This window comes from Actinoplanes sp. CA-030573, assembly GCF_050951115.1.
Taxonomy (GTDB): domain Bacteria; phylum Actinomycetota; class Actinomycetes; order Mycobacteriales; family Micromonosporaceae; genus Actinoplanes.
The window spans coordinates 2,581,333-2,606,865 of record NZ_CP192038.1; the positions used below are offsets into that span (position 1 = coordinate 2,581,333).

Consider the following 25,533-nt stretch of genomic DNA (forward strand, 5'->3'; position numbering starts at 1 on the left):
GACATCGTTCGGACCGTGTTAGTGGCCCACCCGTAGAACACACCCATGACGAATCAGAGACTGACCCGCCGCCGACTGCTGGCCCTCACCGGTGCCGGGGCCGCAGCCGCCACCGGCGTCGCCGAGCTCGGGCTCGCACCCACCGCGAACGCCGGGGAGGATGCCACCACCGGCAGCTCTGCCCGCACTCTCGCCGATGCCGTCATCGCGGCGTTCCGCAAACACCGCATCGTCGCCATCGGCGAGATCCACGGGCAGCAGGAGCATTACGACGCCATGCAGACTCTGCTGTTCGACCCCCGGCTGCCCGCCATGGTCGACGACATCGTGGTGGAGTTCGGCAACGCGCTTTACCAGCCGACGATGGACCGGTTCGTGAACGGGGAAATCGTGGAGGATCGCGACCTGCGGCTGGTCTGGCGCAACACCACGCAGTCGCCGTCGAATACCTGGGACTCGCCGATGCACGAGCAGTTCTTCCGGTCGGTCCGGGCGGTCAACTGGCCGCTCCCGACGCAAAAGAAGATCCGGGTGCTGCTCGGCGACCCGCCGATCGACTGGGCCAAGGTGAAGACGCGGGACGACGTGCTCGCGTTCGGCGACCGCGACGGCCACACGATCTCGGTGATCGAACGGGAGGTGCTGGCCAAGGGGCGCCGGGCGCTGATCTGCTACGGCACCAACCACGTGCGTCGCGACGGAGACATCATTCCGTGGATCGAGCACGTGACCGGGCAGCGCACGTACGTGATCGTGGCCGGGACCCACCCGCGCCTCGCCCCGGCTCCCCGGCGGATGGTCGTTCCCGCAGCGGGCACCTGGCTGGCGTCGGCCGACACGAACGATTTCCGATACCTTCCCGGGCAGTGCGGGGAGAAGTTCGGTGAACTGTTCGACGCGCTGCTGTATCTGGGTCAGGTCGAGGTGGTGACCCGGTCACTCACGAATCCGGCCATCTTCCTCGATCCGGAGTACTGGGCGGAGCTCCAGCGACGCAAGACGATCAAGGAAAGCGACATCAACCTGGAAGAGTTCCGGCAGGAGCAGTCGGTGAGGTGGCAGGCTCGGCCAGTGGGTGGGGTAGCGCCCCCCGCCGGTCCGGTGTGTGGCGGCTGACGAAGGTCCTCACGTGGTGTGCCGCGGGCCGGGGCTGGCCGGACGCCTGCTCATGCTGAGGGGTCGTTCTTGGCCCAGGTGCCGAGCGCGAGGATCGCTTCGCGTAAGGCGAGCCCGCGATCGGTGAGGGCATAGGCCCGGGTGTTGTGCCGAAGGGGCAGGCGGACCAGCACGCCGGCCGCTTCGAGCTCGCGCAGGCGCGTCGCGAGGATGTTGGTCGGCACGCCGAGGTCGCGCTGGAGATCGCCGTAGCGTTGTGGCCCGTCGAGGAGCCGTTCCACGATGAGCAGGGCCCACCGTGCTCCGACGATGTCGAGGGCCGCGGCGAGGTCGCTCACGCGGCCGGATCGGCGTCGGCCTTCATCCAGAACGGTGAGTAGTGGTAGCCGTCGGGGTCGTCGAATTGGCGCTGGTACATGAAGGGGTAGTCGTCGGTGTCACCGATCCGGCCGCCGGCCGCCCCGGCGCGGTCGACGAGCTCGTCGACCGCCTCGCGGCTGCCCAGGTTGAACGAGACCGTGATCTTCGAGGGCGTCTCAGGTCCGCCGATCAGCCCTTCGACTCCGCCGACGCTGGCGTACATCTCGCGGCTGCCGAGCATGACGTACTGCTCGGGCGCGATCGCGAAGCACGACACGTTGTGGTCGGACATCTCGGCGTTGAGGGTCCAGCCGAGGGCGGTGTAGAAGGCGGTGGCGCGCTCGACGCTTTCGACCGGGCAGGTGATGAAGAGGCTCATGTGGGCCATACTTGCAAAATGCAAGTGGGTCGTCAAGGGCAGGCGTCGCGACGAGATCGCGCGCACGCGCGGGGTCATGCGGCATGTACGGCGATCGCCGGAATCGTCGGTTCTCGCGGCCCCGGGCCGGCGGGGCGGCCGGGCGCGGCTCTGTCCACTTAGGCTGTCCCGGGGCTGATCGGAAGAAGTTGGGGACACGATGAAACGTCTGATCAGTGCCATGACCGTCGCGGTCGCCGTGGTTGCCGGGGCCCTGGCCGTCGCCTCGCCGGCGAGCGCGGCCGAAATCAAGTACGAGCTCCGGCCGCTCAACAGCGGCAAGTGCCTGGACATCGTCAACGGCTCGCGGGCCAACGGTGCCCGGATCCAGCAGTGGACGTGCAGCGGTGCCTCGCAGCAGAAGTGGTACCTGCGCGGGGTGGGCGGCGAGTACTACAACATCGTCTCGGCGCACGACGCCGCCTGCCTCGACCTGCGCGACAACCTCAACGCCAACGGGGCCGTGGTCCAGCAGTGGACCTGCACCGGCAACTACAACCAGGTCTGGATGGTGACCTGGGACGGCAGCATGGGCGCGTACCGCATCAAGCCGGACGTGGGGGACAAGTGCCTGGACGTGACCGGGGCGTCCACGGCCAACGGCGCGTACCTGCAGATCTGGGACTGCTTCTACCCGGGCGTCCGCAACCAGCGCTTCCGCCTGGTCGCCTGACGCCGCGGGGCATCCGGCCCGACGCGAGGAGGAGCGTCGGTCAGCCGAACGTGCAGAACCGGGACCGGGCGCTGTCGTGAATCTTGCTCACCGGTCCGGCGCGGGATCACAGTGTGGGGACACTGCGCCGTCCTCACACCGTGTGAGGGGTCGCCCTCGTCGGATGCAGGAGCAGGCATGCGGTCCTTGTTTCGGAAGCTGGCGATCGGCGCGGTATGCGCGGGACTGACCGCTGCCGGTGTGACGGCCGGTACGCCCGGCTACGCCGCCGCCACGCCCAGCTTCGTCCAGCAGGCAACGGCGCACGGGCTCGGTAGCACCCGCGCCGTCACGCTGCCGTCCAACACGGTCGCCGGCAACCGCCTCATCGTCGAGGTCGGCGTGTGGAACTCGAAGAACGCCACGATCGGCACGGTCACCGACAACGCCGGCGACACGTTCGTCAAGCTGCTCAACTACACCGCCGGCGACCACACGGAGATGAGCGTCTGGACCGCCGTCGTGGCGACCGGCGGCACGAAGCCCACCATCACGGCCAAGCCCACGTCGTCGGCCGACGTCGGGGTGCTGGCGCTGGAGTACTCGGGACTGTCGACCGTCACCGACGCGACGGTGCTGGACCAGCAGGCCCACGCCGCCGGCACCACCTCCAGCGCCGGCAGCGTCAGCTCGGGAACCACGGCGGCCACGAGCGCCGACGGTGAGCTGGCGCTCGGGCTCTACGCCGACTCGGGCTTCGGCGCCTCCCTCACCGCCGGCAGCGGGTTCTCCCAGCGGGCCAACATGTCACCGAACGGCGACATGGAAATGCTGGCCGAGGACAAGGTGGTGCCGGTCGGCTCGGCCGTCTCGGCGACGGCCGGCACCGGCGCCAACACCACCTGGCTGATGGCGGTGCTCGTGCTGCGCGCCGGCGGCGGCTCCGGCAACCCGCCGACCGTGCCGTCGGCGCCGAGCGGGGTGACCGCCACCGCGGGCGACGGCGTTGCCACGGTCACCTGGAACGCGCCCGCCAACGGCGGCAGCCCGATCACCGGCTACACCGTCACGCCGTACGTGGGAACGACGGCGCAGGCCGCCAAGACGGTCACCGGCAACCCGCCGGCGACGACCGTGACGGTGTCCGGGCTGACCAACGGCACCGCCTACACGTTCACGGTCACCGCCACCAACGCGGTCGGCAGCGGGCCCGCCTCGGCGGCCTCCAACGCGGTCACTCCCGCCTCCGTGCCCGGCGGCTCCTGGTCGAGCCTGCAGACCTGGCCGATCGTCGCGCTGTCCAACACGCTGCTCTACAACGGCAACGTGGTCGCCTGGGACGGCTGGCAGCAGCCGCAGCCGTCGGTCATCTGGAACCCGTCGACGCCGGACGCGTTCACCACCGTCAACGCGCCGACCAGCGTCTTCTGCGACGGCGGGGCCACCCTGCCCGACGGCCGGGTGCTCGTCGTCGGCGGCTACGGCGGCCTGACCACCGGGCAGCTCGGCATCGTCGACACGAACATCTTCGACCCGGCCACCAACAGCTGGTCGCGCGTCGCCGACATGCACTTCCCGCGCTGGTACCCGACGGTGACCGAGCTGGCCGACGGCCGGTACGTGACGCTCAGCGGCAACGACACCTCGTCGGCACACTGGGCCGACACGCCCGAGGTGTACGACCCGTCGACCAACACCTGGACCCTGCTTTCCAACGTCTCCACCCCGCAGATCCACGAGACCGAGTACCCGTTCTCCTACCTGCTGCCCAGCGGGAAGGTCTTCGCGATCGGGCCCGACGAGGACAACTCGTTCCTGCTCGACGTCAACGCCCAGACGTGGACCTCGGTCGGCGGGGCCAGCGGCGTACACAACGGGTCCTCGGTGATGTACCGGCCGGGCAAGGTGCTCTACACCGGCGGCGGCGCCAACGTCAACGCGTCGGGGCCGGCGTTCAACACGGCCGCCACCATCGACCTCACCTCGGCCAGCCCGGCGTGGACGGCGGCGGCGCCGATGAGCTCGGCCCGCGTGTATCACACACTGACGATGCTGGCCGACGGCAAGGTGCTCGCGGTCGGCGGCAACACCGACACCAACCAGGGCATCGTCACCTCGGGCGTGCTGTCGACCGAGATCTGGGACCCGGCCACGCAGGCGTGGACGACCGGCGCCTCGATGGCGGCGGCCCGCAACTACCACTCGACCGCGCTGCTCATGCCGGACGGCCGGGTGCTCGTCGCGGGTGGCGGCCACCCGTTCGGGCAGGGCGGCACGGCGCAGTACTCGGCGCAGTACTACTCGCCGCCGTACCTGTCCAACGGGGCACGGCCGACGATCACCTCGGCGTCGGCGGGCGCGTCCTACGGCGGCAGCATCACGGTCTCGACCCCCGACGCGGCGAGCATCCGGTCGGTGAACCTCGTCTCGCTGGGCGCCGACACCCACCAGATGGACATGAACCAGCACTTCGTGCCGCTGAGCTTCACCGCCAACGGCTCCACGCTGTCGGTGCAGGCGCCGGCCAGCTCGGCGCTCGCGCCGCCCGGCTACTACATGCTGTTCATCGTCAACGACAAGGGCGTGCCGTCGGTCGCGTCGATGGTGCAGATGTCCCAGGCCCCGACCGCGCCCGCGGCGCCGGCCGGGGTGAGCGCCACGGCCGGCGACCGGTTCGCCACGGTGCGGTGGACCGCGCCCCCGAACAGCGGCAGTCCGGTCACCGGATACACCGTCACGCCGTACGTCGGCACGACCGCGCAGACCCCGATGACGGTGACCGGCAACCCGCCGGCCACGAGCGCGACCGTGACCGGGCTGACCAACGGCGCCACGTACACCTTCAAGGTGACGGCGACGAACGCGATCGGGACGTCGCCGGCCTCGGCCGCCTCCAACGCGGTGACGCCGGGCACGGTGGCCACCCCGACGTTCGTGCAGCAGACCGGCGCCCAGGGCACGGCCGGCGCGCAGGCGGTCACCCTGCCGGCGAACCTCGGCCCGGGCAACCGGCTCGTCGTCGAGGTCGGCACGTGGAGCGGCACCGGCGCGACGACCAGCGGGGTGACCGACTCGGCCGGCGACCCGTTCACCGAGGTGGCGCACTGGAAGGCCGGCGACAGTACCGAGCTGAGCGTCTGGACCGCGCCGATCACCGGCGGGGGCGGGCAGGCGCCGGTCATCACCGCCCGCGCGTCCGGCACCGCCGATATCGGCGTCGTCGCGGCGGAGTACAGCGGGCTGTCAACCGTGGCCGATGCCGGCGTGGTGGATGTCGCGGCCACCAACTCGGGCACCACCTCGAGCGCCGCGACGGTTCAGTCGGGCGCGACCGCGGCCACCGCGGCCGGCAACGAGCTGGCGATCGGCTTCTACGGCGACTCGGGCTTCAACCACCCGCTCACCGCCGGCAGCGGCTGGACCGTACGCGGCAATGTCTCGCCCAACAGCAACATGGACCTGCTCACCGAGGACCAGATCGTCGTGGCCGGCGCCAGGCCCAACGCGGCGGTCGGCGCCGGGGCGAGCACGACGTGGCTGCTCGGCACGCTCGTGTTCAAGCCGGGCACCGCCGGACCGCCGACGGCCCCGGCCGCGCCGAGCGGGGTGACCGCCACCGCCGGCAACGCCTCGGCGACCGTGAGCTGGTCGGCACCGGCCAACGGGGGCAGCGCCATCACGTCGTACACGGTGACGCCCTACATCGGGAGCACCGCGCAGACGCCGGTGACGGTGACGGCGCCGACGGCGACCGTGAGCGGGCTGAGCAACGGCACCGCGTATACCTTCAGGGTGTCGGCGACGAACGCGGTCGGCACCTCACCGGACTCCGCCGACTCCAATCCGGTGACCCCGACGAACGTGACCGCGCCGGCCTTCGTCCAGCGGGTGTCGGCCCAGGGCGCCGGCCGGACCAGCCTGGCCGTCACCCTGCCGGCCACCGCGACGGCCAACAACCGGCTGGTCGTCGAGGTCGGCGTGTGGAGTGCCGGGTCGGCGACGGTCGGCACGGTCACCGACAGCGCCGGTGACGTCTTCACCAAGCTCACCTCGTTCACCGCGTCCGACCACACGCAGGTCAGCGTGTGGACCGCGGTGGTGGCGACCGGTGGCATCAAGCCCACCATCACGGCGACGGTCAGCGGGTCGGCCGACGTCGGGATCGCGGCGGCCGAGTACTCCGGCCTGTCGACCGCCTCCGGCGCCGGCGCCGTCGACCAGCAGGCGACCGGCACCGGCACCACCACCGGCCAGCAGGTGGTGAAGTCGGCCGTCACCCCGGCCGCCACCGCCGACGGCGAGCTGGCGATCGGGTTCTACGCCGACTCGGGGTTCGGCAACACGTTGACCGGGGACCCGGGCTACACGACGCGGGTGAACCTGTCCCCGAACGGCAACATGGACATGCTCGTCGAGGACACCGTGGTCGGCACCGGCGGCACCCCGGCGGCCAGCGTGACCACGGGCGCGTCGACGGTCTGGCTGATGGCGACGGTGGTGTTCAGGCATGCCTAGGCTTCCGGCCCGTCTCACCCCGCTGCTGGCCGAGCTTCCGGTCCTCGTGGTGGTCGGGGTGCTCGCGGTGGTGCCGAGGCCGGCCGGCACTCCGGTCGGCCCGCAGCGCGTAACCGTCCGCGTCGCCTCCTGCGACCTGCAGAACGCGGGCTCGGCCGACGTCACCTACACGGTCGTCAACGGCGACCGCGTGGAGCACGCCTACAAGGTGGAGCTCACGGTGGCCGCGGCCGGCGGCCCGCTCGGCGCCGGCGTCGGCCTGGTCAACCGGGTCGAGCCGGGCGCCACGGCGACGGGACGCGCGCTGATCGTCGTGCGCGCCAACCCCCCGGACGCCGCGTGCGCGGTGGGCGCGGTCACGCACGACGGCCACGCCGGCCACGGCTCGTAGCGCGGCCCCGTTCCGGGCGGCCACCGGCGCGTGCCGGCGGCCGCCCGGAGCTCAGCGGCCCGGGATGGGACGTGCCGCGGTGAAGACGTCCTCGTCGACGGTGACCTTGTCGAAGGCCGGGTTGGGCGTCCGGTTCCTGGTGTCGGACCAGACCGGGTGCGCGATGCCGTTGCGGTCGACCGTGATGCCCGAGTAGTCGCCGTTGAAGCCGGCCTGGATGCCGTCCGGCGGCGGGAACTTCGGCGACAACACCTCGAACCGGTACGGGGTGGCCTGCCCCCTGCCGCCCGAGAGCACGTAGTCGGACATCTTCGTGGCCACGCCGGGACCGAAGCCGCCCGGTGGCGTGACGTTCTCGCCCGGCACGCGCCCCGTCCGGTAGTAGCTGATCGCCACCTGGGTCCCGTGGTTCTCGCCGACGTCGATCGCGGAGAAGTAGTGGTCGGTGCCGCGGTCGGGGTTCACCAGCCGCGGCGGGCTCCACGTCGTTCCGCCGTCGGTGGAGCGCGTCACGAAGACGTCGAACTCGCCGAGCCGGTAGTCGTACCACGTGTTGTAGAGGTCGCCGGTGCGCTCGTCGACGCTCAGCCGTTGCGCGGTCTCGAAGGGCGCCCGGATGTACACGCCCGGGATGCATTGTTCGAGGCCACCGCCGAAGTCGCAGGACGGACCGGTGACGTAGTCGGCCACCTTCCGCGGCGTGCCGCAGTTGAGGTGCGCGGTGCCGGCGGTCGAGCTGCCGGCCGGGTGGCAGCGCAGGCCGAGGATCTGCGGGTTCTGTGTCGGAGTGTTCTGGCCGATGAACGTGACGGCCAGCTCGCCGTTGGGCCGTACGGTCAGGTCGGAGTGCCCGTCGAAGTTGCACGAACCCGGGTCCAGATCCGGGTCGAAGGCGTTGCCCAGCGTGCAGACGGCCGGGTTCACGCCGCTGATCATCTCGGGCGTCGACCAGGTGAAGCCGTGGTCGGTGGACATCGATCCCCAGACCGGGGACTCGCAGAACTCGTCGTGGGCGGGGCCGCAGCTGAAGTTGAAGACGGTCCACGTGAAGTAGACGTTGTCACGGCGGGGACTGTGCACGAAGTGGTCGGCGGCCACCTTGGGCGCGTCGTAGCTGGCGGCCGCGCTGTTGTCCTCGGCGACGATGTGCTCGCGCCCGGTGTACGGCGGCAGCACCCCCGACGGCGGCGGAACCTGGTCGAAATAGGACCCCTTGGCGCCCGGCGGGGAGGGCACGACGAAGGCGAGCGAATCGTTGGACGCGATGTCGAAGCCGACGCAGGTGTAGAAGAAGCGCCCGCGGGAGTCGGCGGCCACATAGGGGTCGCTGCACGCGTCGTACGAATGCAGGGAGCCGGCGTCGCCCCTGATGGTGTGCCGGTTCGGGTCGGCGGCAGTGGGCAGCAGGTCCTCCGGGTCGTTGAGGCGGTAGCCGAAGGGCGCGGTGCTGATGGCGCCCCAGTGCCGGCCGCCGTCGACGGAGAAGTCGATGCTGGTGCGGTTCCAGCCGACCAGGCTGTCGTTCATGCCGGCCACGAGGTTGCCCGGGTTGTTCGGGTCGGCCGCGATGTGCTCCTCGGCCTGCCGGCGGTAGGTGCAGTCCTGGTTCACCCGTACGTTGCGGCCGCCGGCGCGCTCGGCGCAGCCGGCCGACTTCACGGCGATGCCGGCGCCGTCCGCCGTCACCCGCTGCGCCCGCGCGGCGGACGAGGAGTTGGTCAGCAGCTCGGTGCGGCCGGGCGAGAGGAACGGCATCCTCTTCGTGCCGCCGTCGACTTTCAGATATGTGGGTTTGAGCGTGCCGGCCGCGATGCGCTGGGGCACGCTCGGGTCGGCGCTCGAGCTCCCCGGCTGCAGGGTGACGGCCACGGCCGTCGCCACCGCGATCAACCCGATCATCCAGACGCGTCGTTTCACATTTCCCCCCTTTGCCCGATGCCGTCGTCGATCCGTTGCCGGAGCAGCGCAATGTCAACTTCGCCCGCTCATTCTGATCCGCCGTTCGGCTTGATCGGAATCGACGGGCGTACCCATTCCACATTGATGTCGACCGCTATATGCGGCGAATTCCGGTAAGCCGGTCGTCCTCGTGCCGCCGGCACCGCAGTGCGATCTCCCGCGCCGGCCGGGGCGCCGGCGGGCCGCCGAGTACGGCCCGCTCGACGTGGGCGGCCTTTTTCGGCGCCATGGCCCGGACGAGCCGGAGCAGGCCCGGCCGCGGCCGGGCGGCGATGCTCATCATGAATCCGCTCTCCCTTCGGTGGCTTGCGGGTCGGTGGTGCATACACCGCGGCACCGGGAAACTGGGCGCACGCGAGCCGCCCAGTTCGCGTGATGCGCGGTGTATATACCGGGTGCGAGTACGACGTCGTGCGGAAGGAGCGCAGGATGGTGAAAGCCGATCTTCTGACGCGGGCGCGGGCCGGTGATGGCGAGGCGTTCCGGGCGCTGGCCGAGTCCTACCGGCGTGAGCTGCAGGTGCACTGCTACCGGATGCTCGGATCCTTCGCCGACGCCGAGGACGCCGTCCAGGAGACGATGTTGGCCGCGTGGCAGGGCCTCGGCGGGTACACCGAGGAACGGGCCTCGCTGCGCACGCGGCTGTACAAGATCGCCACCAGCCGGTGCCTCAACGCGCGCCGGGCGGCGAGCCGCCGCCCGGTCCGGCAGTGGGACATGTCGCAGTTCGAAGCGCCCCTGCCGACGCCGCGCGACGAGCCGGTGTGGCTGCAGCCGTTCCCGGACGCGTTCCTGGCGGGCTCCGCCGACCGGCCGGCCGGGCCGGAGGCCCGCTACGAGCAGACCGAAGCCATCTCGCTGGCCTTCGTGACCGCCCTGCAGCTGCTACCGCCGCGCCAGCTCGCCGTCCTCATCCTGCGCGACGTCCTCGGATTCCACGCCGGCGAGGTGGCCGGCATGCTCGAGGTGACCGTCGAATCGGTCAACAGCGCCCTCAAGCGAGCCCGCGCCGGCCTGCAGCGCCGCCGCCAGTCGGCCGCCGGCCACCCACCGCCGCCGGCCGCCGGCTCGCCCGCCGAGGACGCGATCGTGGCCAAGTTCGCCCGGGCGTGGCAGTCGGCCGACCTCGACGCGCTGGTGGCGTTGCTGACCGGCGACGTCTTCGTCGCAATGCCGCCGGAGCCCTTCGGATACGAGGGCCGAGAGCTCGTGGCCCGTTACTTCGCCCGCCAGTTCGGCGCGGGCCGCAGGTTCGACCTGGTGCCGACGCGAGCCAACGGCCAGCCCGCGTTCGGGGCATACCTGCGCCTGCCCGCCGGAACCCGCCACGCGGCCGGCTTCTACGTGCTCACCCTTGCCGCCGGCCGGATCCGCGGCATCACCCGCTTCGAGCCCGGCGTGCTGCCCTGGTTCGGGTTACCGCGCTCGCTCCCGAGCCGATAGCCGGCGCCCGGCGGTTGTGCACCATTTGCACACTCCGGGCGCACGTATAGCCATGTGTCGATTGCTTTCCCAACCTGTTACTCTCCGGTAACTTGAGGGAACGGGAATCGTCGATGCGTCGTCTCGCGGTTGTACTGTCACTGCTCCTGACATCGTTGGCGCTGGTCGCCCCCGCTTCGGTGCGGGCCGCCGAGCGGACCACCGGCTTCCACTGGAACGACATCACCGCAGCCGACGGGGTGACGCTCAAGGCCAACGTGATCGAGCCCGCCGCTCCCGGCACGCATCCCGGCATCGTCCTCGCGGCCAGCTGGGCGCTCAACGACCTCGAGTACCTGGCCCAAGCGAAGCGGTTCGCCGAAGCCGGGTACGTCGTCCTGTCGTACACGGCCCGCGGGTTCTGGTTCTCCGGCGGCACGATCGACGTCGCCGGACCCGCGGACGTCGCGGACGCCTCCCGCGCGGTCGACTGGCTCATCGCGCACACCCGGGTCGACCCGCAGCGGATCGGCTTCGCCGGGCTGTCGTACGGCGGCGGGATCAGCCTGCTCGCCGCCGCGCACGACCCGCGCATCCGCGCGGTGGGCTCGCTGAGCGGGTGGTCGGACATGGCCGCGTCGATGGCCGGCGGCAACACCCGCCGGTCCCAGGGGCCGTGGTTCCTGCAGACCACGGCACGACTCCTCGGGCGCCCGTCGCCGGAGATGACCCGGATCCTGGACGACTACTGGGCCGACCGCAACGCCGAGGCCCGCGAGCAGTGGGCGCGGGCCCGGTCCCCGCGCTACGCGATCGACGCGATCAACCGCAACCACCCGGCGGTGCTCATCGCGCACAACTTCGGCGACAGCGTCTTCCCGGCCAATCAGATGCTCGACTTCTACACCGCGCTGGATACCCCCAAACGCCTCGAACTGGCGCCCGGCGACCACGCCACGGTGGAGCTTCCCGGCCTCGCGGGCATCCCGAACCATGTGTGGACCAGCCTGCGGCGCTGGTTCGACCAGTACCTGGCCGGCATCGACACCGGCATCGGGGAGGAACCGGGCGTCGTGCTGCGGCCGCACAACTCCCCGGCGGTCGAGTACTACCGCGATTGGGCGCACGTGACCGGGCACACCCGCCGCGCCACGCTCGGCGCGCCGAGCGGCCTGCTCCCCACCGGCGCATTGGGCGCGGCATCACCGGCAACCACGTGGACGTGGCCCGTCCGCGCCGGTGCCGACACCGTCGCCGACGGCGGGATCGCCCTGGTGAGCAACGGGCTCGAGGGCCTGACCGGCATCCCGCCGATGGTGTGGCTGCCGGCGGTCTCCCGCCGCGACGCCGGGGTGTGGGTCTCCGGCGCCGCGCCGGCCGGCGGCTGGCGGGTACGCGGCGTGCCGCACCTGCACGCGCCGGTGACCTCGTCGAGCCCGGCCGGCACCGTCATCGCCTATCTGTACGACCTGGACGCCTCGGGCGTCGGCAAGCTGTTCTCGCACGCCCCCGTCACCTGGCCGAGCTCGCCCACCACGGTCGACCTGCCGCTGCAGGTGACCGCCTACGACGTTCCGGCCGGCCACCGCCTCGCCCTGGTCGCCGACACCAAGGACCCGCTGTATCTCGACGCCAACGCGGGCAACTCCGCGATCACCTTCGGCAGCGGATCCTGGCTCGACGTGCCCCTCGCCTGACGTCACCAGCGGCGCAGTTCGTAGAGGTGGCCGTCGCTCGTCCGGTACGCCACGTGCTGCGAGCCGGATTCGTCGACGGCGAAGGCGGCCGGAGCGTCCGCGCAGCCGGGCACGTGCCGAGCCAGGCCGCTGAGATCGACGTGCCAGGGCGTGTCCACGCCACCGGGCGTCCACCCGATCTCGTGCAGCGTCGCGTCGCCGGCGCGGTAGACGGCCCGGACGGTGTTGGTCGCGGCGTGGTAGTAGACGGCGGGGGTGCCGGTCGCGTCCGGCGCGGACGGCGGCCCGGTGACGTCGCGGCCCTGGATCGTGTCGCCGTCGGCGGCGAAGAGCTCGTACAGGTGCCCGTCGCCGGCCCGGTAGACGATCTGCTTGTAGTCGTCGCGCGGGATGTAGATCGCGGCCGGGTCGCCGGCCGCCCGCGGTGTGCCGGCCACGCCGGACAGATGGTCGACGCCGTCCTGCGGGCCCCGGTACCGGCTGAGGATCTGCCCGTCGACGCCCCGATAGATCGCATAGTTGAAGGCCACGTCGGCCAGCCCGACCGGCCTGCCCGCCGGCCGCACATCCGGTCCGGTCAGCGGGCCGTCGTACCCGATCGTCGCCGTGCCGACCGCGTACAGGTCGTGCAGGTTGTTGTCGACGCCGCGGTAGACCACGTGGAAGGTGTCGCGCGCCGCGTCGTAGTAACCGCTCGGATCATCCGCGGCGTGCGGGGCGCCGGCCACGCCGCTGAGCGGGTCGTGGCCGACCCCGTCGCCGAACGAGTACAGGGAGTGCACGCCCCCGTCGTCGCCGCGGAACGCGACCACGATCTGGTTGTTCCGGTCGACGAAGGCGCACGGGTTGCCGGTCGCCGCCGGCGGGTCGAAGCCGTGGTCGCGGGCATTCCGGGTCAGGTCGGCCGTGCCGGTGGCGCCGCGCGCGTCCCGCCACAGCTCGTGCAGATGGCCCGAACCGTCGCGGTAGATGATGTCATCGACGCCGGCTGCCGGGTTGACGCACACGGCGGGCGCACCGGATCCGTGCGGGGCGCCGAACTCTCCCGAGCGATCCGTCACCGCCATGGCGAACCGGGTGGCGAGGCGCCACTGCTGCTCGAACCGCTCCTCCGGATGCCTGGTGGTCACGCGGAAGTCCTCGGACGGTGCGAACGACGCCTGCAACGCCCGGCCGGTGCTGACCTGCTGGACCAGTGCCAGGTCGCCGGGCAGGGGCGTCAGCTGCCACAGCTGGGTGGGGTTCCCCTGCCACGGCCGGGTGACGGCCCGGAAGTTCCGGCTCTCGATCTCGTGCGCGTCCAGATAGCGGCCGGTGCTCAGTTGCATGATGGTGTACGCGCCGCCGCCCTGGTCGGTGAGCAACCAGCGCTGGCTGCCGTCGTCCTCGGCGGTGCGGGTAACCACGCCGTGATCGGCGCTCGCGGTGGTGTACGCGTCCAGGAAGCGCCCGTCGCGGTCGGGATTGACCACGATCGTCACCACTCGTTCGATATGTGCTGCGGGTACCGAGCCGGTCCGCAGCGATTCCTTGGTAAGCGACATGCGCCGAACGGTACGAACGGCCGGGGAAGCGCCACATCGGAAGGATTTCCCATGTTGGCCGGCCCGGCGCCGAGGGTCGGCTACCGGACATGGACCGGGCCCGGGTGTCGTGCCAAGGTGAGACGGTGGGTGAACTGCTCGAACGCTCACACCAACTGTCGGCGTTGCGCGAGGCGGTGGCCGCCACGGTGGCCGGGCACCGGGGCGTTCTGGTGCTGCTCGCGGGCGAGGCCGGCGGTGGAAAGACCACCGTGCTGCGCCGCTTCTGTGCGGCGGGCCGGCCGATCGAGCGGGTGCTGTGGGGCGCCTGCGACCCCCTGTTCGCCCCGCGTCTGCTCGGCCCGTTCCTCGACATCGCCCAGGAGACCGGCGGCGAACTGAGCGCTCTGATGGCGGCCGGCGCGAAGCCCTACCAGGTCGCCGCCTCGGTGAGCCGGGTCGCGCAGGCGGTCCGCGGGACGGTCGTCGTCCTGGAAGATCTGCATTGGGCGGACGAAGCCACCCTCGACGTGCTGAGCCTGCTCGGCCGCCGGATCGAGACGATTCCGGCACTGGTGATCGCCACCTACCGCGACGACGAGCTCGACCGGGGCCACCCGCTGCGCAGGCTGCTCGGTGAACTGCGCGACACCGCCTCGGTGCGCCGGCTCACCGCGGCGCCGTTGTCGGCGGCGGCGGTGGCCACGCTGGCCGCACCGCACGGCCTCGACGCGGCGGCGTTGTACCGCGCCACCGGGGGGAACCCGTTCTATGTCACGGAAGTCATCGGGACACCGGGCGCCGGCATCCCGCCGACCGTGCGGGATGCGGTCCTGGCCCGTGCGGCGCGCCTGTGCGGCGCCGCGACGGCGGTCGCCGAGGCGGTTTCGATCGCCGTCCCGCAGGCCGAACTATGGCTGCTCGCCGCGCTGGTCAGCGACGCGGCCGGCGCTCTTGACGAATGCCTCGGTGCCGGCATCCTCGAGGTCGTACCCGCCGGCGTGCGGTTCCGGCATGATCTCGCGCGGATAGCGGTCGAGGAGTCGCTGTCCCCGTACCGGCGGATCGACCTGCATCGCCGCGCTTTCCAGGCGCTCGCGGCGCCGCCGTCCGGCCCGCCCGATCCGATGAGGCTGGCTTACCACGCCGAGGCGGCCGGTGACACCGAGGGCGTCCTGCGGTTCGCACCCGCGGCGGCCCGGTACGCCGCCTCGATCAGGGCACATCGGGAGTCGGCGGCACAGTACGCGCGTGCCTTGCGGTTCGGCGCCGCGCTGCCGGCGGACGAGCGCGCCGCGCTCCTCGACGGACGCTCGTACGAGTGCTACCTGACCGATGACATGGACGCCTCGATCGACGCTGCGGAGCAGGCAATACTGCAGTGGCGGCGGGCCGGGAACCCGGTGCGGCAGGGCGCGGCACTGTCCGAACTGGCCCGCCGGTTGTGGTGCGCCGGGCGCAGTGCCGACGCGGCGAAGGCCGGACGCGAGGCGGTGCGCGTGCTGGAGGAACGGCCACCGGGCCGGGAGCTGGCGCTCGCGTACGGCGTGCTGTCCAGCCTGAGCATGAACGACGAGCGGCTCGACGAGACGGTCGTCTGGGGGAGGCGGGCGGTCGCGCTCGCCGAGGCGTACGGCGACACGGCGGTGCGCACGTACTGCCTCAACAATCTCGGCACGATGGAGCTGCTCGCGGGCATGCCGGAGGGCCGGGAGAAACTGGAGCGCAGCCTCGCGCTGGCGGAATCGGCCGGGCTGGACGAGTCGGTGGGACGGGCGTTCCTCCACTTCGGCTGGGCGATGACCAGGACCCGCTCGTACCGGCTGGAGCCCTGGCTCGACCGCGGCGTCACGGTGTGCGAGGAGCTCGGGCTCGAGGTGTGGAAGCTGTACGTGATCGCGTACCGGGCCCGGATGCACCTCGATCTCGGCCGCTGGGACCGGGCCGCCGCGGATGCCGCGTTCGTGCTCCGGTCCGCCCGGTCCGTGCCGCTGCTGCGGCTGCTCGCGCTGACCGTTCTCGGGCTCGTCCGGGCCCGCCGGGGCGACCCCCAGCAGCAGGATCCGCTCGACGAGGCCCTCGCGCTGCTTGCCGGGCGGGAGGAGCTCCAGTATCGCGCGCCGGTGGCCGCGGCCAGGGCGGAAGCAGCGTGGCTCGGCGGCCGCGGCGCGGCGGTCGACGGCATCACCCGGGAGGTCCTGGCCACCGCGCTGGACCGGCGCGCGTCCTGGGTGACCGGCGAGCTCGCCTGGTTGCGGCGCCTGGCCGGGATCCACGAGACGGTGCCCGGAGTGGCCGAGCCGTACTCGGCGCAGCTCGCCGGCGACGCAAAGGCCGCGGCGGCGAAATGGACCGGGATCGGGTGCCCGTACGACGCCGCCCTCGCGCTCGCCGCCTCGGACGACGACGTGAGCCTCCGCCACGCACTGGCGGAGTTCCAGCGGCTCGGCGCACGCCCGGCGGCCGGCATCGTGGCCCGTCGCCTCCGCGAACGCGGCGCGCGCGACCTGCCCCGCGGACCGCGCGCGGAGACCGGGCGCCACCCGGCCCGGCTGACCCGCCGCGAGGCGGAGGTTCTGGCGCACATCCAGCAGGGCGCCTCCAATGCCGAGATCGCTGCCCGGCTCTACCTGTCGGAGAAGACCGTGCACCATCACGTCTCGGCGATCCTCCGCAAGCTCGGCGTCGCCAGCCGCGGGCAGGCCGTCTTCGAGGCGGACCGGCGCGGACTTCTCCGCGGCGCCGAGCGGTAGCCGCCGCAACATGGGCATTGCTGCCGATGTCCGGCCCGGGCGGCGCTACCTACCGTTCGGCACATGCCGGATCCACCGGCGTCGAAACGGAGGACCGAACCGATGCCTCGATACCTCGTGGAACGCACGTTCGTCGACGGGCTCCACATTCCCCTCGACCACGCCGGCGCGGAAACCGTCGCCGGCGTGGTCGCCACCAACGCCGATCAGGGCGTGACCTGGCTGCACTCGTACGTCTCCGACGATCGCGCGAGGACGTTCTGCGTCTACGACGGGCCGTCGCCCGAGGCCATCCGGGAGGTGGCCGAGCGCAACGGGCTACCGGTGGACGCGATCACCCGGGTAAGCGTGCTCGACCCGTACTTCTACACCAGTGAGGGGGCGGTGACGTGATCCGAGGAGGCGGCGGGGCGGACCCGCGTCACAATGCGGCCGGCCGGGTCGTCCTCCGGGCATGGCACTCGCCTTCACCCGCCGCGGCGCCGGAGCGCCGCTCATCCTGCTGCACGGCATCGGATCGGCTCGCCAGGCCTGGGACCCCGTCCTCGACCGGCTCGCCGAGCGATTCGACGTCATCGCCGTCGACCTGCCGGGCCACGGCGAATCCCCGCCGCTGCCCGCCGGCGTCGAACCACGGCCGGCCGCCATCGCGGCCGCCGTGGCCGCGTTCCTCGACTCCCAGGGCGTGGCGGCACCGCACGTGGCCGGCAACTCGCTCGGCGGCTGGGTCGCCCTCGAGCTCGCCGCCGCCCGGCCGCTGCGGTCGCTGACCCTGCTCTCCCCGGCCGGCCTGTGGCACGGCCGGACCCCGCTGTACAACCGGATCAGCCTGCGCACCACCCGATGGCTCGCCCAGCACTTCACCGGGCCGGCGTGCCGCCTCGTCCGGTACCGCGCCGGGCGGATCGCGATCCTGGGCCAGACCCACGGGCGGCCCTCCCGGATGACCGCCGCCTACGCCCGTGCCGCCGTCCGGGCGATGGCCGGCGCCTCCGCCTTCCACGCCACCATGAAGGCCACCGAGCCGCGCTGCTACCGCGGCGGGCCACCCATCGACGCCCCGGTCACCGTCGCGTTCGGGTCGCGTGACCGCCTCCTGCTTCCCCACCAGTCCCGCCACCTGGGCGAACTGCCGCCGGGAACCCGCGTCGGCCAACTGCCCGGGTGCGGACACGTCCCGATGGCCGACGATCCCGGCGCCGTCGCCGCGCTCATCGTCGCCGCTACCGCAAGGGCTGGCTGACACCGGCCCGGCGCGCGGACGCGACCACGGTGCCGTCAGCCGCCCCGTGACCGGCTGACGGCACCGCGGAGTCACAGCGTGCGCAGCGCCTCGGTGGGGGAGAGGCGGGCCGCGCGCAGGGCCGGGTACAGGCCGGCCAGCCCGCCGATCAGCGCGGCCGCGGCCAGGCCGGCGCCCACGGCGTACGCGGGAATCAGGGTCTGCCAGCCCCGCGCCGTGGCCATCGCGAAGGTGACCAGCGTGCCCAGGACCACCCCGGCCAGGCCGCCGCCCGCCCCGAGCAGCAGCGACTCGACCAGGAACTGCGCGCCGACGTGACCGCGGGTGGCGCCCAGCGCGCGCCGCAGGCCGATCTCGCCGCGCCGCTCGAGCACGGAGATGACCAGCACTTTCGCGATGCCGATGCCGCCGACCAGCAGGGCGACGCCGCCGAGACCGAGCAGCAGGACGGTGGTGCCGCCGGTGACCGCGAGGCGGGCGGTGAGCGCCTCCGACGGCCGGCTCACGGCGACCTCCTCCGGATGCTCGGGTGCGGCCGCGCGGCCGAGCATGGCGGCCACCTCGGTCGTGCGGTCGGTCTCCGCGCGTACGAAGATCCGGGTGGGATGGCCCTGATAGCCGAAGTCCGCCGCCGCGACCGGCGCGCCGATGAAGGCCGCGGTGTCCAGCTCGGGCGCCAGGTCCACCGGCGCCATCACCCCGACCACCGTGTACCAGCGATCGCCCAGGTAGATCCGGGGCCGCCCGGCGACGTCGCCGATGCCCAGCACCGAGGCGGCGTAGTGGCCGAGCACGACCGCCGGGTAGCGGATCAGCGCCGCGTCCAGGAACCGGCCGTGCACCAGCGTGGCGTCGAGGGTGGTGAGCAGGTCCGGGTCGGTCACCCGCACGGAGAGCCCGCCGGTGCGCCCGACCGGGATCCGGTCACTGCGATAGACCTGCAGCGGGAGGGTCGCGGTGGCGGCGGCCGAGAGCACTCCGTCGGTACGCGCGACCGCCGGCCCGGCCGTCACCGGCAACTCCGCCTCGGCTCCCCGCAGCGTCTTGCCGTTGGCCACGGTCAGCAGGTTGGTGCCGACCCGGTCGATCCGGGCCAGCACGTCGGCCTGGCTGGACCGGGTCACGCCGAGCACCGCGACCATGGCCGCGATCCCGATCGCCACGCCGAGCACGGACAGCGCCGCCCGCCCCGGCCGCGACCGCAGCCCGACCGTGCTGACCGGCAGCAGGTCGGCGACGCGCAGCCGGGACCTCATCGCTCCTCCCCGACGACCAGGCCGTCGCGGATCTCGACCCGGCGCCGCATCGCGCCCGCGATCCGCTCGTCGTGGGTGATCACGACGATCGTGACGCCGTCCGCGTTGAGCTCGTGCAGCAGCGCGACGACGCCCTCGCCGGAGACCGAGTCGAGGTTGCCGGTGGGCTCGTCGGCCAGCACCACGGCGGGCCGGCCGACCAGGGCGCGGGCGATCGCGACCCGCTGCCGCTCGCCGCCGGAGAGATGCGCGGCCGGGAAGTCCGCGCGGTGGGCGAGCCCGACCCGGTCCAGCGCCTCGCGGGCGGCCCGGCGGCGCTCGGCGCCCGGCACGCCGCGGTAGAGCAGGCCGGTCGCCACGTTCTCCGTCGCGCTCAGCCGGTCGAGCAGCATGAACTGCTGGAACACGACGCCGAGCCGGTGCGCCCGGACGCCGGACAGCTGCCGGTCGCGCAGCCTCTCCACGGCGTGGCCGGTGATGCGCACCGAGCCCGCCGACGGGCGGTCCAGCCCGGCCGCCAGGTTGAGCAGCGTGGTCTTGCCCGAGCCGGACGGCCCGACCACGGCCACCAGCTCGCCCTCGCGCACGGTGAAGGTGATGCCGCGCAGGGACTCGACCGGCGGGGTGCCGGGGTAGACCTTGCGGACGTCGATCAGTTCCAGGACCGCGCTCATTCGGCCGGCACCTCCACCGACTGGCCCTCGGTGAGGCCGCCGACGATCTCGACCCGGCCGCTGGTGTCGTCGAAGCGGCCGAGCTCGACCGGGGCGAACCCGCCGCCGGCCAGCCGCACCTGATAGCCGCCGCCGGGCCGGGCGAGCAAGGCCGCGACCGGGACCAGCAGCACGTTCGGGCGGGTGCCGACGGTGACGTCGACGGTGGCCGGCGCCTGGTCGAGGGTGAAGCCGCGGGGCAGGCGGACCGCGATGGTGACCGGGACCGTCGCCGCGTTCGGGTCGGGCCCCTGGTCCGGTCCGTTGCCGCCGTCGCTCGCCGCCGTCGCCACCCGGCCGATCGAGGTGATCCGGCCCGGGATCGGGTCGGCGTCCGGCAACGTCACCTCGACCCGGTCGCCGGCGTGCAGGGTGCCGGCCTGGGCGGTGTCGACCTGGCAGACGACCGCGCGCTCGGCCGACGTTCCGGTGAGCACGGTCTGGCCGGGCGCGACCACGGTGCCGGTCCGGGCCGGCTGCGCGGTGACCCGCAGCGGCGCGGGCAGGAAGACGATCTGGGCCTGGGTCAGCCGGCCGGTGCGCTGGTAGGAGCGCCGCCCCCAGGACGCCTCCCAGCGCCGGATGGCGGCGGCGGTGGCGGCGCTGAAATGCCGGTCCACGGTCATCGCGTGATGCGGGTCGTAGCCCATCGCGGCGAGATTGGACTCGAGCTGGCGCACGTCGGGGCCGTCGGTCATCCCGTACGAGAAGTCGCGGTAGGCCGGGATGCCGCCCAGCAGGAGGCGGACCGGCGCGTCGGAGACCCGGAAGAGGACGCCGCCGCGGCCGATCGTGGCGCCGGTAGCCGGCGCCGCCGTGAGCATGCCCGGCTGGCCCTGATAGTCGGCCGAGTACGAGCCGGTGTACTGGAGGGTGCCGCTGAGCTGGGTGGTCTGGGTGAGCGTGCCGCGTTCCACGGTGGCGGTGCCGGTGGCGACCTCGGCGCTGGGCGTCGCGGCCGCCTTGGGCTCGGAGCGCGCGGCCCAGGCGACCCCGGCGGCGAGCGGCGCGGCCACCGCGATCGCCACCACGGTCACCGCGCCGCGTCGCCGGTTCACTTCTTGCCCCCGGAGCCGCCGCTCAGCTTGATGTTGCCGCTCCAGATGCTCTTGCACGCCTCGTCGATCTGGTCGCGGAGCCGGCCGGACACGCCGTGCTCCATCGAGGTGCCGGTGACGTCGAACGCGCCGGACGTGTCGGGGTCGGGCCAGTCGGGGATGCCGTGGGCCCGGGCGCATTTGGCGTACGCGGCGAGCTTGCGCAGATCCTCGGCCGAGTACTGCTCCTTGGGCCGGAACGCGTTCGGCGGGTACGAGTCCTCGATCGACTGACAGGCCTCGATGATCGATCGGTGCTTCGCGAGGTCGTTCTTCCAGTCGTAGCCTCTGGTGGGGGCGATCTCGAGGTAGCCGTCCTGGCTGAGCTGGGCGTCCGGCATCCGGGGCAGGCCGTGGTCGCGCACGCACTGCACCCACTGCTGGCCGAGGGCGAGAAGCTGCTGCCGGTTGGCGCCGGCACTCGCTGACGCCGCGGGGTCGCCGCCGCCTCCGCCGCCGCTGCATCCGGCCAGGGCGGCCGCGAGGACCGCGATGATGAGCACTGTGGACGATTTCTTGGTCATGCCAATACCGTCGCCGTCGTGGCCGCCGTGCTCGTCAGCCCACGGTCGGGACTTCGGCGGGCGGTGGCACCGGCGATGTAGTACCTGAGTCTGACGCGGTCGCGGCCCGCGCTTCCTACGATGGGCGCATGTCCCGGTTCGAGCCGCGCCGCCTGCTCACCGACGCCGCGCTGGCGCTGGTGCTGCTGGTGCTGACGCTGGCGCCGGGCGTGGTGACGCGCATGGTGAGCTCGGCGGAGGGAGGGAAGGCCGGGGATCCGCTCGCCCCGGCGGACTCCGGCTGGTGGCTGTTCGCCGCCCTGGTCCTGGCCGGGCTGCTGATCCGGCAGCACCACCCGGTCACCGCGCTCGTGCTGGTCTCGGCCGGCACCTTCGGGCACCTGGTCCTGCAGACGAAGTTCCAGCTGCTCGACCTGGCGCTGCCGCTGGTGCTCTACACCGTGGCGGCGACCGCGCGGCGGCGCCGGCTGGCCTTCGGCGTGCTGGTGCTGGTCATGGTGCTGACCTGGTTCGCGATGCTGGTCGGCCGGATCGGCCTGATGGACGAGCAGAAGCAGGCGATGCTCGACAAGCAGCAGCAGCAGGTCGGGGCGGTGGCCACCCAGGTCAAGATCGCGACGGCGCCGAAGAAGGTGTTCTCGGTCGGCGTCATGAGCGACGTGCTGATCGACACCAGCCAGCAGGTGCTGGAGGTCTGGCTGCTGTCGGTGGCGGCGTTCGCGGTCGGCGACAGCATGCGCAGCCGCCGCGCCCACCTCGCGGCGATCGAGCAGCGCGCCGCCGACCTGGCCCGCGAGGAGCGGCAGCGGGCGGCGCTGGCGGTGGCCGCCGAGCGGGCTCGCATCACCCGCGAGCTGCACGACGTGGTCGCCCACGGCATGTCGGTGATGGTGGTGCAGGCCCAGGGCGCGGCCGCGGCGCTCGAGCGGCATCCCGACCGCACCGCCGACGCGCTGCAACACGTGATCGACGTCGGCCGGTCGTCGCTGGCCGAGATGCGCCGGCTGCTCGACGCCGGGCGCACGGATCCGGCCGGCGAGACAAGGCTCGCCCCGTTGCCCGGCATCGGGGAGGTGCCTGCGCTGGTCGACCAGCTGCGTGCGGCCGGCATGCGGGTCGAGCTGGTCATCGAGGGGGTGCCCGACGCGCCGCCGGCCGCGGTCGATCTCTCGGCCTACCGCATCGTCCAGGAGGCGCTGACCAACACCCTCAAACACGCGGGTGCGGGCGCCGGCGCGCGGGTTCTGCTCGACTTCCGGCCCGATGCCGTACGGGTGGAGGTCGTCGACGACGGCGCCGGTCTCGCCGACGGCGCCGACGGGCGTGGCAACGGCCTGCGCGGCATCGCCGAACGGGTCGCCATGCTCGGGGGTCAGCTGTCCACCGGCCGCGGGCCGGACGGCTGCGGATATCGCCTGGCCGCGACCCTGCCGCGGTCGGCGCTGATGGCGGCGCGGCCGTGACCGTGCGGGTCGTGCTGGTCGACGACCAGACCCTGGTCCGCACCGGCTTCCGGCTCGTGCTCGACGAGACCACCGACATCGAGGTGGTGGGCGAGGCGGCCGACGGCTCCCAGGCCCTCGACGTGGTCGCACGTACCCGCCCCGACGTGGTGCTGATGGACGTGCGGATGCCCGGCCTCGACGGCATCGAGGCCACCCGCCGCATCCGCGGAGGACCGCACCCGGCCAAGGTCATCATCCTGACCACGTTCGACCTGGACGAGTACGTGCTGGCCGGCCTGCGCGCCGGCGCCAGCGGCTTCCTGCTCAAGGACGCCCTCGCCGCCGACCTGGTCTCGGCCGTGCGGGTCGTGGTGGCGGGCGAGGCGGTGGCCGCCCCGAGCGTGACCCGCCGCCTCTTCGCCCACTACCTGGGCCGGTCGCCCGCCCCGCCGACGGCCGACGAGCGGCTGGCCGCCCTGACCGGCCGCGAGCGCGAGGTGCTGACCCTGATCACCCGCGGCCTGTCCAACCCGGAGATCGCCGTCGCGCTCTCCCTCTCCGAGAGCACGGTCAAGACCCACCTGGGCCGCATCTTCGCCAAACTCGAGCTGCGCGACCGCGTCCAGGCGGTGATCCTCGGCTACGAGTGCGGCCTGGCCGGCACGGCCGGGTGACGGCTTCAGCGCGTTTTCAGGAGCGACCCGAAACCCTCCCCGGCGTGACGATCTACGAAACAACGCGCCGCCCCCTCGGCCCGGCAACGCTCGCGGTCAAGGTGCCGCCGGTCACCGCCCTGTTCTGGGTGATCAAGGTGCTCACCACCGGCATGGGCGAGACCGCCTCCGACTTCCTGGCCCGGGCCATGGCGCCGCCGGTCGCCGTCGGCCTCGCCTTCTGTGCGCTGGTCGTGGCGCTGACCGTGCAGGTGCGCGCCCGGCGCTTCCGGACCGCCGTCTACTGGTTCGCGGTGGTGATGGTCAGCGTCTTCGGCACGATGGCGGCCGACGTGCTGCATGTGGGGCTGGGCATCCCGTACGCGATCTCGACCGTCGCGTTTGCGATCGCGCTCGCCGTGGTCCTGATCGTCTGGTACGTCAGCGAGCGCACGCTCTCCATCCACACCGTCACCCGCGGGCGCCCCGAGCTCTTCTACTGGGCGACCGTGCTGGTGACGTTCGCGCTGGGCACGGCGGCCGGCGACCTGACCGCCGCCGGCCTCGGCTGGGGCTACCTGCTCTCCGGCTTCGTCTTCGCCGCCGCGATCGCGGTCCCGGCGCTGGCCTACCGCACCGGCCGGCTCGGCGCCGTGGCCGCCTTCTGGACCGCCTACGTGATCACCCGCCCGCTCGGCGCGTCGTTCGCCGACTGGATGGGCGTGCCGGTCGCGCGCGGTGGCCTGGGCTGGGGGACCGGCCCGGTGACCGCGGCGTGGGCCCTCGTCATCGTCGCCCTGGTCGCCTTCCTCTCGGTCCGCCGCGCCGCGCCGGCTTCTCCTCCCGCGGCGGCCGTGCCGGCTTCTCCTCCCGCGGCGGCCGCATCGGCGAACTGACGGATCAAGGACAGTCGTGAGTCGAAGCCCGTCGCCGGTCCGTACCGGTCAAGGTGAAGCATGCCCGGGTTCTCGTGCCTGTCGTCGTCTTTGTTCTGCTGGCCGCGGCCGGCACGGTCTGGCTCGTCCGCGTCGCCCGGGGCGAGGGCCCGGCCGGGTCGTCGGCCCAGCAGCTCGAGGCCACCGAGGGCCCGGCCGCGGCCGAGTCGTCGCGGCCCGGGCCGGTCTCGGCCACCGTTACGCGGGCACCCGCCTCGGCGGCAACCGCGAGCAGTGCGCCGGCCGGCGCATCAGCGACAGCGGCGACTGCCGGTAAGGCCGGCACGCCGGGTGCCCGGCCGGCCGGAGGCCCGCCGACGGTTGCGCCGGCGACGGCGACCACGCCCCCGGCCGGCGACGGCGCACCGCCCGTCCCGGTCCGGGCGATCCGGGTCGGCGGGGTGACGCTCGACGACACCAGCCCGCGGACGATGTGCTACCTGGTGCGCAACCTGGATTCGCCGGTCACGGTCCGGATCACCGCGCTCAGCGCGGGCAATCCCGCCGTGATCGTCGACCCCGATCGATGTGCCGGAGTGTCGGCGCAGGGCCCCGATTGGACGCCCACCTTCGCCTGCCGGGCGGGCGCGGACCTGAAGCCGGGCGGGGACGGGTGCTGGACCGGCATCGAACCGCGGACCTTGTCGACCGGCACGGGCGATCCCGAGACGCTCCGATCCTCGATGTCGATCGCGTTGCGTGCCCGCTGCACGTCCACGGTGGGCCTGCCCTGCCAGGACAGCGGAAGTCCGGAGCCGACCACCGCCCGGCCGGTGGAGGTCACCTGGACGCAGACGTACGAGTTCGAGCTCTGCATCCGGAACCCGCCCGGCGACAACCCGTTCTGCTGATGACGACCAC

General features: G+C 72.8%; 22 protein-coding genes. 13 read left to right on the forward strand and 9 right to left on the reverse strand.

Annotated elements, in window-relative coordinates:
* The first annotated feature begins 45 nt into the window (after positions 1-45).
* The gene (locus ACQP2F_RS12040; RefSeq protein ID WP_433303452.1) at positions 46-1,116 is read left to right on the forward strand and encodes a hypothetical protein; all 1,071 of its coding nucleotides are present in this window, start codon (positions 46-48) and stop codon (positions 1,114-1,116) included.
* Positions 1,117-1,166: 50 nt separating this feature from the next.
* Here ACQP2F_RS12040 and ACQP2F_RS12045 read toward each other — a convergent pair whose 3' ends face one another.
* Both ACQP2F_RS12045 and ACQP2F_RS12050 read right to left on the reverse strand, forming a co-directional pair.
* Positions 1,167-1,454 carry a winged helix-turn-helix transcriptional regulator gene (locus tag ACQP2F_RS12045; RefSeq protein WP_433303453.1) on the reverse strand — a complete coding sequence of 96 codons (288 nt, stop codon included), beginning with the start codon at positions 1,452-1,454 and terminating at the stop codon, positions 1,167-1,169.
* On the reverse strand, positions 1,451-1,855 hold the full coding sequence (locus ACQP2F_RS12050) for a VOC family protein (protein ID WP_433303455.1): 405 nt from the start codon (positions 1,853-1,855) through the stop codon (positions 1,451-1,453). Before ACQP2F_RS12050 ends, ACQP2F_RS12045 begins: the two co-directional genes overlap by 4 nt.
* A gap of 199 nt (positions 1,856-2,054) precedes the next feature.
* Here ACQP2F_RS12050 and ACQP2F_RS12055 point away from each other — a divergent pair, with 199 nt between their 5' ends.
* From ACQP2F_RS12055 to ACQP2F_RS12065, 3 genes are all read left to right on the forward strand, one after another.
* Complete coding sequence (locus tag ACQP2F_RS12055; protein ID WP_433303456.1) at positions 2,055-2,567, forward strand: RICIN domain-containing protein; 513 nt, start codon at positions 2,055-2,057, stop codon at positions 2,565-2,567.
* A 177-nt stretch (positions 2,568-2,744) separates the two neighbouring features.
* The gene (locus tag ACQP2F_RS12060; RefSeq protein ID WP_433303458.1) at positions 2,745-7,061 is read left to right on the forward strand and encodes a fibronectin type III domain-containing protein; all 4,317 of its coding nucleotides are present in this window, start codon (positions 2,745-2,747) and stop codon (positions 7,059-7,061) included.
* Entirely contained in the window at positions 7,054-7,452 is a 399-nt protein-coding gene (locus ACQP2F_RS12065) for a hypothetical protein (RefSeq protein WP_433303460.1), read from the forward strand. The genes ACQP2F_RS12060 and ACQP2F_RS12065 overlap by 8 nt, the downstream gene beginning before the upstream one ends.
* 51 nt (positions 7,453-7,503) lie before the next feature.
* Here the strand turns inward: ACQP2F_RS12065 and ACQP2F_RS12070 are convergent, their stop codons facing one another.
* Positions 7,504-9,369 (reverse strand): hypothetical protein, encoded by a 1,866-nt coding sequence (locus tag ACQP2F_RS12070; RefSeq protein ID WP_433303462.1) that lies wholly within the window; start codon positions 9,367-9,369, stop codon positions 7,504-7,506.
* Positions 9,370-9,505: 136 nt separating this feature from the next.
* Positions 9,506-9,694: a hypothetical protein gene (locus ACQP2F_RS12075; protein WP_433303464.1), complete on the reverse strand. Its 189-nt coding sequence runs from the start codon at positions 9,692-9,694 to the stop codon at positions 9,506-9,508.
* Between the two features lie 146 nt (positions 9,695-9,840).
* Between ACQP2F_RS12075 and ACQP2F_RS12080 the strand changes: the two genes are divergently transcribed.
* Both ACQP2F_RS12080 and ACQP2F_RS12085 read left to right on the forward strand, forming a co-directional pair.
* Positions 9,841-10,854, forward strand: coding sequence for an RNA polymerase subunit sigma-70 (locus ACQP2F_RS12080; protein ID WP_433303466.1), 1,014 nt, complete (start codon positions 9,841-9,843; stop codon positions 10,852-10,854).
* A gap of 155 nt (positions 10,855-11,009) precedes the next feature.
* Entirely contained in the window at positions 11,010-12,530 is a 1,521-nt protein-coding gene (locus ACQP2F_RS12085; protein WP_433303468.1) for a S15 peptidase family protein, read from the forward strand.
* A gap of 2 nt (positions 12,531-12,532) precedes the next feature.
* Here ACQP2F_RS12085 and ACQP2F_RS12090 read toward each other — a convergent pair whose 3' ends face one another.
* Positions 12,533-14,074, reverse strand: a complete 1,542-nt coding sequence (locus ACQP2F_RS12090) for an RICIN domain-containing protein (protein ID WP_433303470.1) — start codon at positions 14,072-14,074, stop codon at positions 12,533-12,535.
* 125 nt (positions 14,075-14,199) lie between these two features.
* Here ACQP2F_RS12090 and ACQP2F_RS12095 point away from each other — a divergent pair, with 125 nt between their 5' ends.
* The 3 genes from ACQP2F_RS12095 to ACQP2F_RS12105 all read left to right on the forward strand — a co-directional run bounded on the left by ACQP2F_RS12095 (position 14,200) and on the right by ACQP2F_RS12105 (position 18,049).
* A complete protein-coding gene (locus ACQP2F_RS12095) occupies positions 14,200-16,806 on the forward strand; it encodes an ATP-binding protein (RefSeq protein ID WP_433303472.1) in 2,607 nt (868 codons plus the stop codon).
* Positions 16,807-16,908: 102 nt separating this feature from the next.
* A complete protein-coding gene (locus ACQP2F_RS12100) occupies positions 16,909-17,199 on the forward strand; it encodes a DUF4242 domain-containing protein (RefSeq protein WP_433303474.1) in 291 nt (96 codons plus the stop codon).
* A 61-nt stretch (positions 17,200-17,260) separates the two neighbouring features.
* Complete coding sequence (locus tag ACQP2F_RS12105; protein ID WP_433303476.1) at positions 17,261-18,049, forward strand: alpha/beta fold hydrolase; 789 nt, start codon at positions 17,261-17,263, stop codon at positions 18,047-18,049.
* Positions 18,050-18,120: 71 nt separating this feature from the next.
* Here the strand turns inward: ACQP2F_RS12105 and ACQP2F_RS12110 are convergent, their stop codons facing one another.
* The 4 genes from ACQP2F_RS12110 to ACQP2F_RS12125 are packed head-to-tail and all read right to left on the reverse strand — an operon-like array spanning position 18,121 to position 21,639.
* On the reverse strand, positions 18,121-19,305 hold the full coding sequence (locus ACQP2F_RS12110) for an ABC transporter permease (RefSeq protein WP_433303478.1): 1,185 nt from the start codon (positions 19,303-19,305) through the stop codon (positions 18,121-18,123).
* Complete coding sequence (locus ACQP2F_RS12115; protein ID WP_433303480.1) at positions 19,302-19,979, reverse strand: ABC transporter ATP-binding protein; 678 nt, start codon at positions 19,977-19,979, stop codon at positions 19,302-19,304. The genes ACQP2F_RS12110 and ACQP2F_RS12115 overlap by 4 nt, the downstream gene beginning before the upstream one ends.
* Complete coding sequence (locus ACQP2F_RS12120; protein WP_433303482.1) at positions 19,976-21,076, reverse strand: HlyD family efflux transporter periplasmic adaptor subunit; 1,101 nt, start codon at positions 21,074-21,076, stop codon at positions 19,976-19,978. The genes ACQP2F_RS12115 and ACQP2F_RS12120 overlap by 4 nt, the downstream gene beginning before the upstream one ends.
* Positions 21,073-21,639 carry a hypothetical protein gene (locus ACQP2F_RS12125; RefSeq protein ID WP_433303483.1) on the reverse strand — a complete coding sequence of 189 codons (567 nt, stop codon included), beginning with the start codon at positions 21,637-21,639 and terminating at the stop codon, positions 21,073-21,075. Before ACQP2F_RS12125 ends, ACQP2F_RS12120 begins: the two co-directional genes overlap by 4 nt.
* Positions 21,640-21,767: 128 nt before the next feature.
* On the opposite strand from ACQP2F_RS12125, the gene ACQP2F_RS12130 reads away from it, so the two are divergent.
* From ACQP2F_RS12130 to ACQP2F_RS12145, 4 genes are all read left to right on the forward strand, one after another.
* Positions 21,768-23,102, forward strand: a complete 1,335-nt coding sequence (locus ACQP2F_RS12130; protein ID WP_433303484.1) for a sensor histidine kinase — start codon at positions 21,768-21,770, stop codon at positions 23,100-23,102.
* Positions 23,099-23,758 carry a response regulator transcription factor gene (locus ACQP2F_RS12135; protein WP_433303486.1) on the forward strand — a complete coding sequence of 220 codons (660 nt, stop codon included), beginning with the start codon at positions 23,099-23,101 and terminating at the stop codon, positions 23,756-23,758. The genes ACQP2F_RS12130 and ACQP2F_RS12135 overlap by 4 nt, the downstream gene beginning before the upstream one ends.
* Before the next feature lie 44 nt (positions 23,759-23,802).
* Positions 23,803-24,633: a COG4705 family protein gene (locus tag ACQP2F_RS12140; RefSeq protein ID WP_433303488.1), complete on the forward strand. Its 831-nt coding sequence runs from the start codon at positions 23,803-23,805 to the stop codon at positions 24,631-24,633.
* A 74-nt stretch (positions 24,634-24,707) separates the two neighbouring features.
* Positions 24,708-25,523, forward strand: coding sequence for a hypothetical protein (locus ACQP2F_RS12145; RefSeq protein WP_433303490.1), 816 nt, complete (start codon positions 24,708-24,710; stop codon positions 25,521-25,523).
* Positions 25,524-25,533 lie beyond the last annotated feature (10 nt).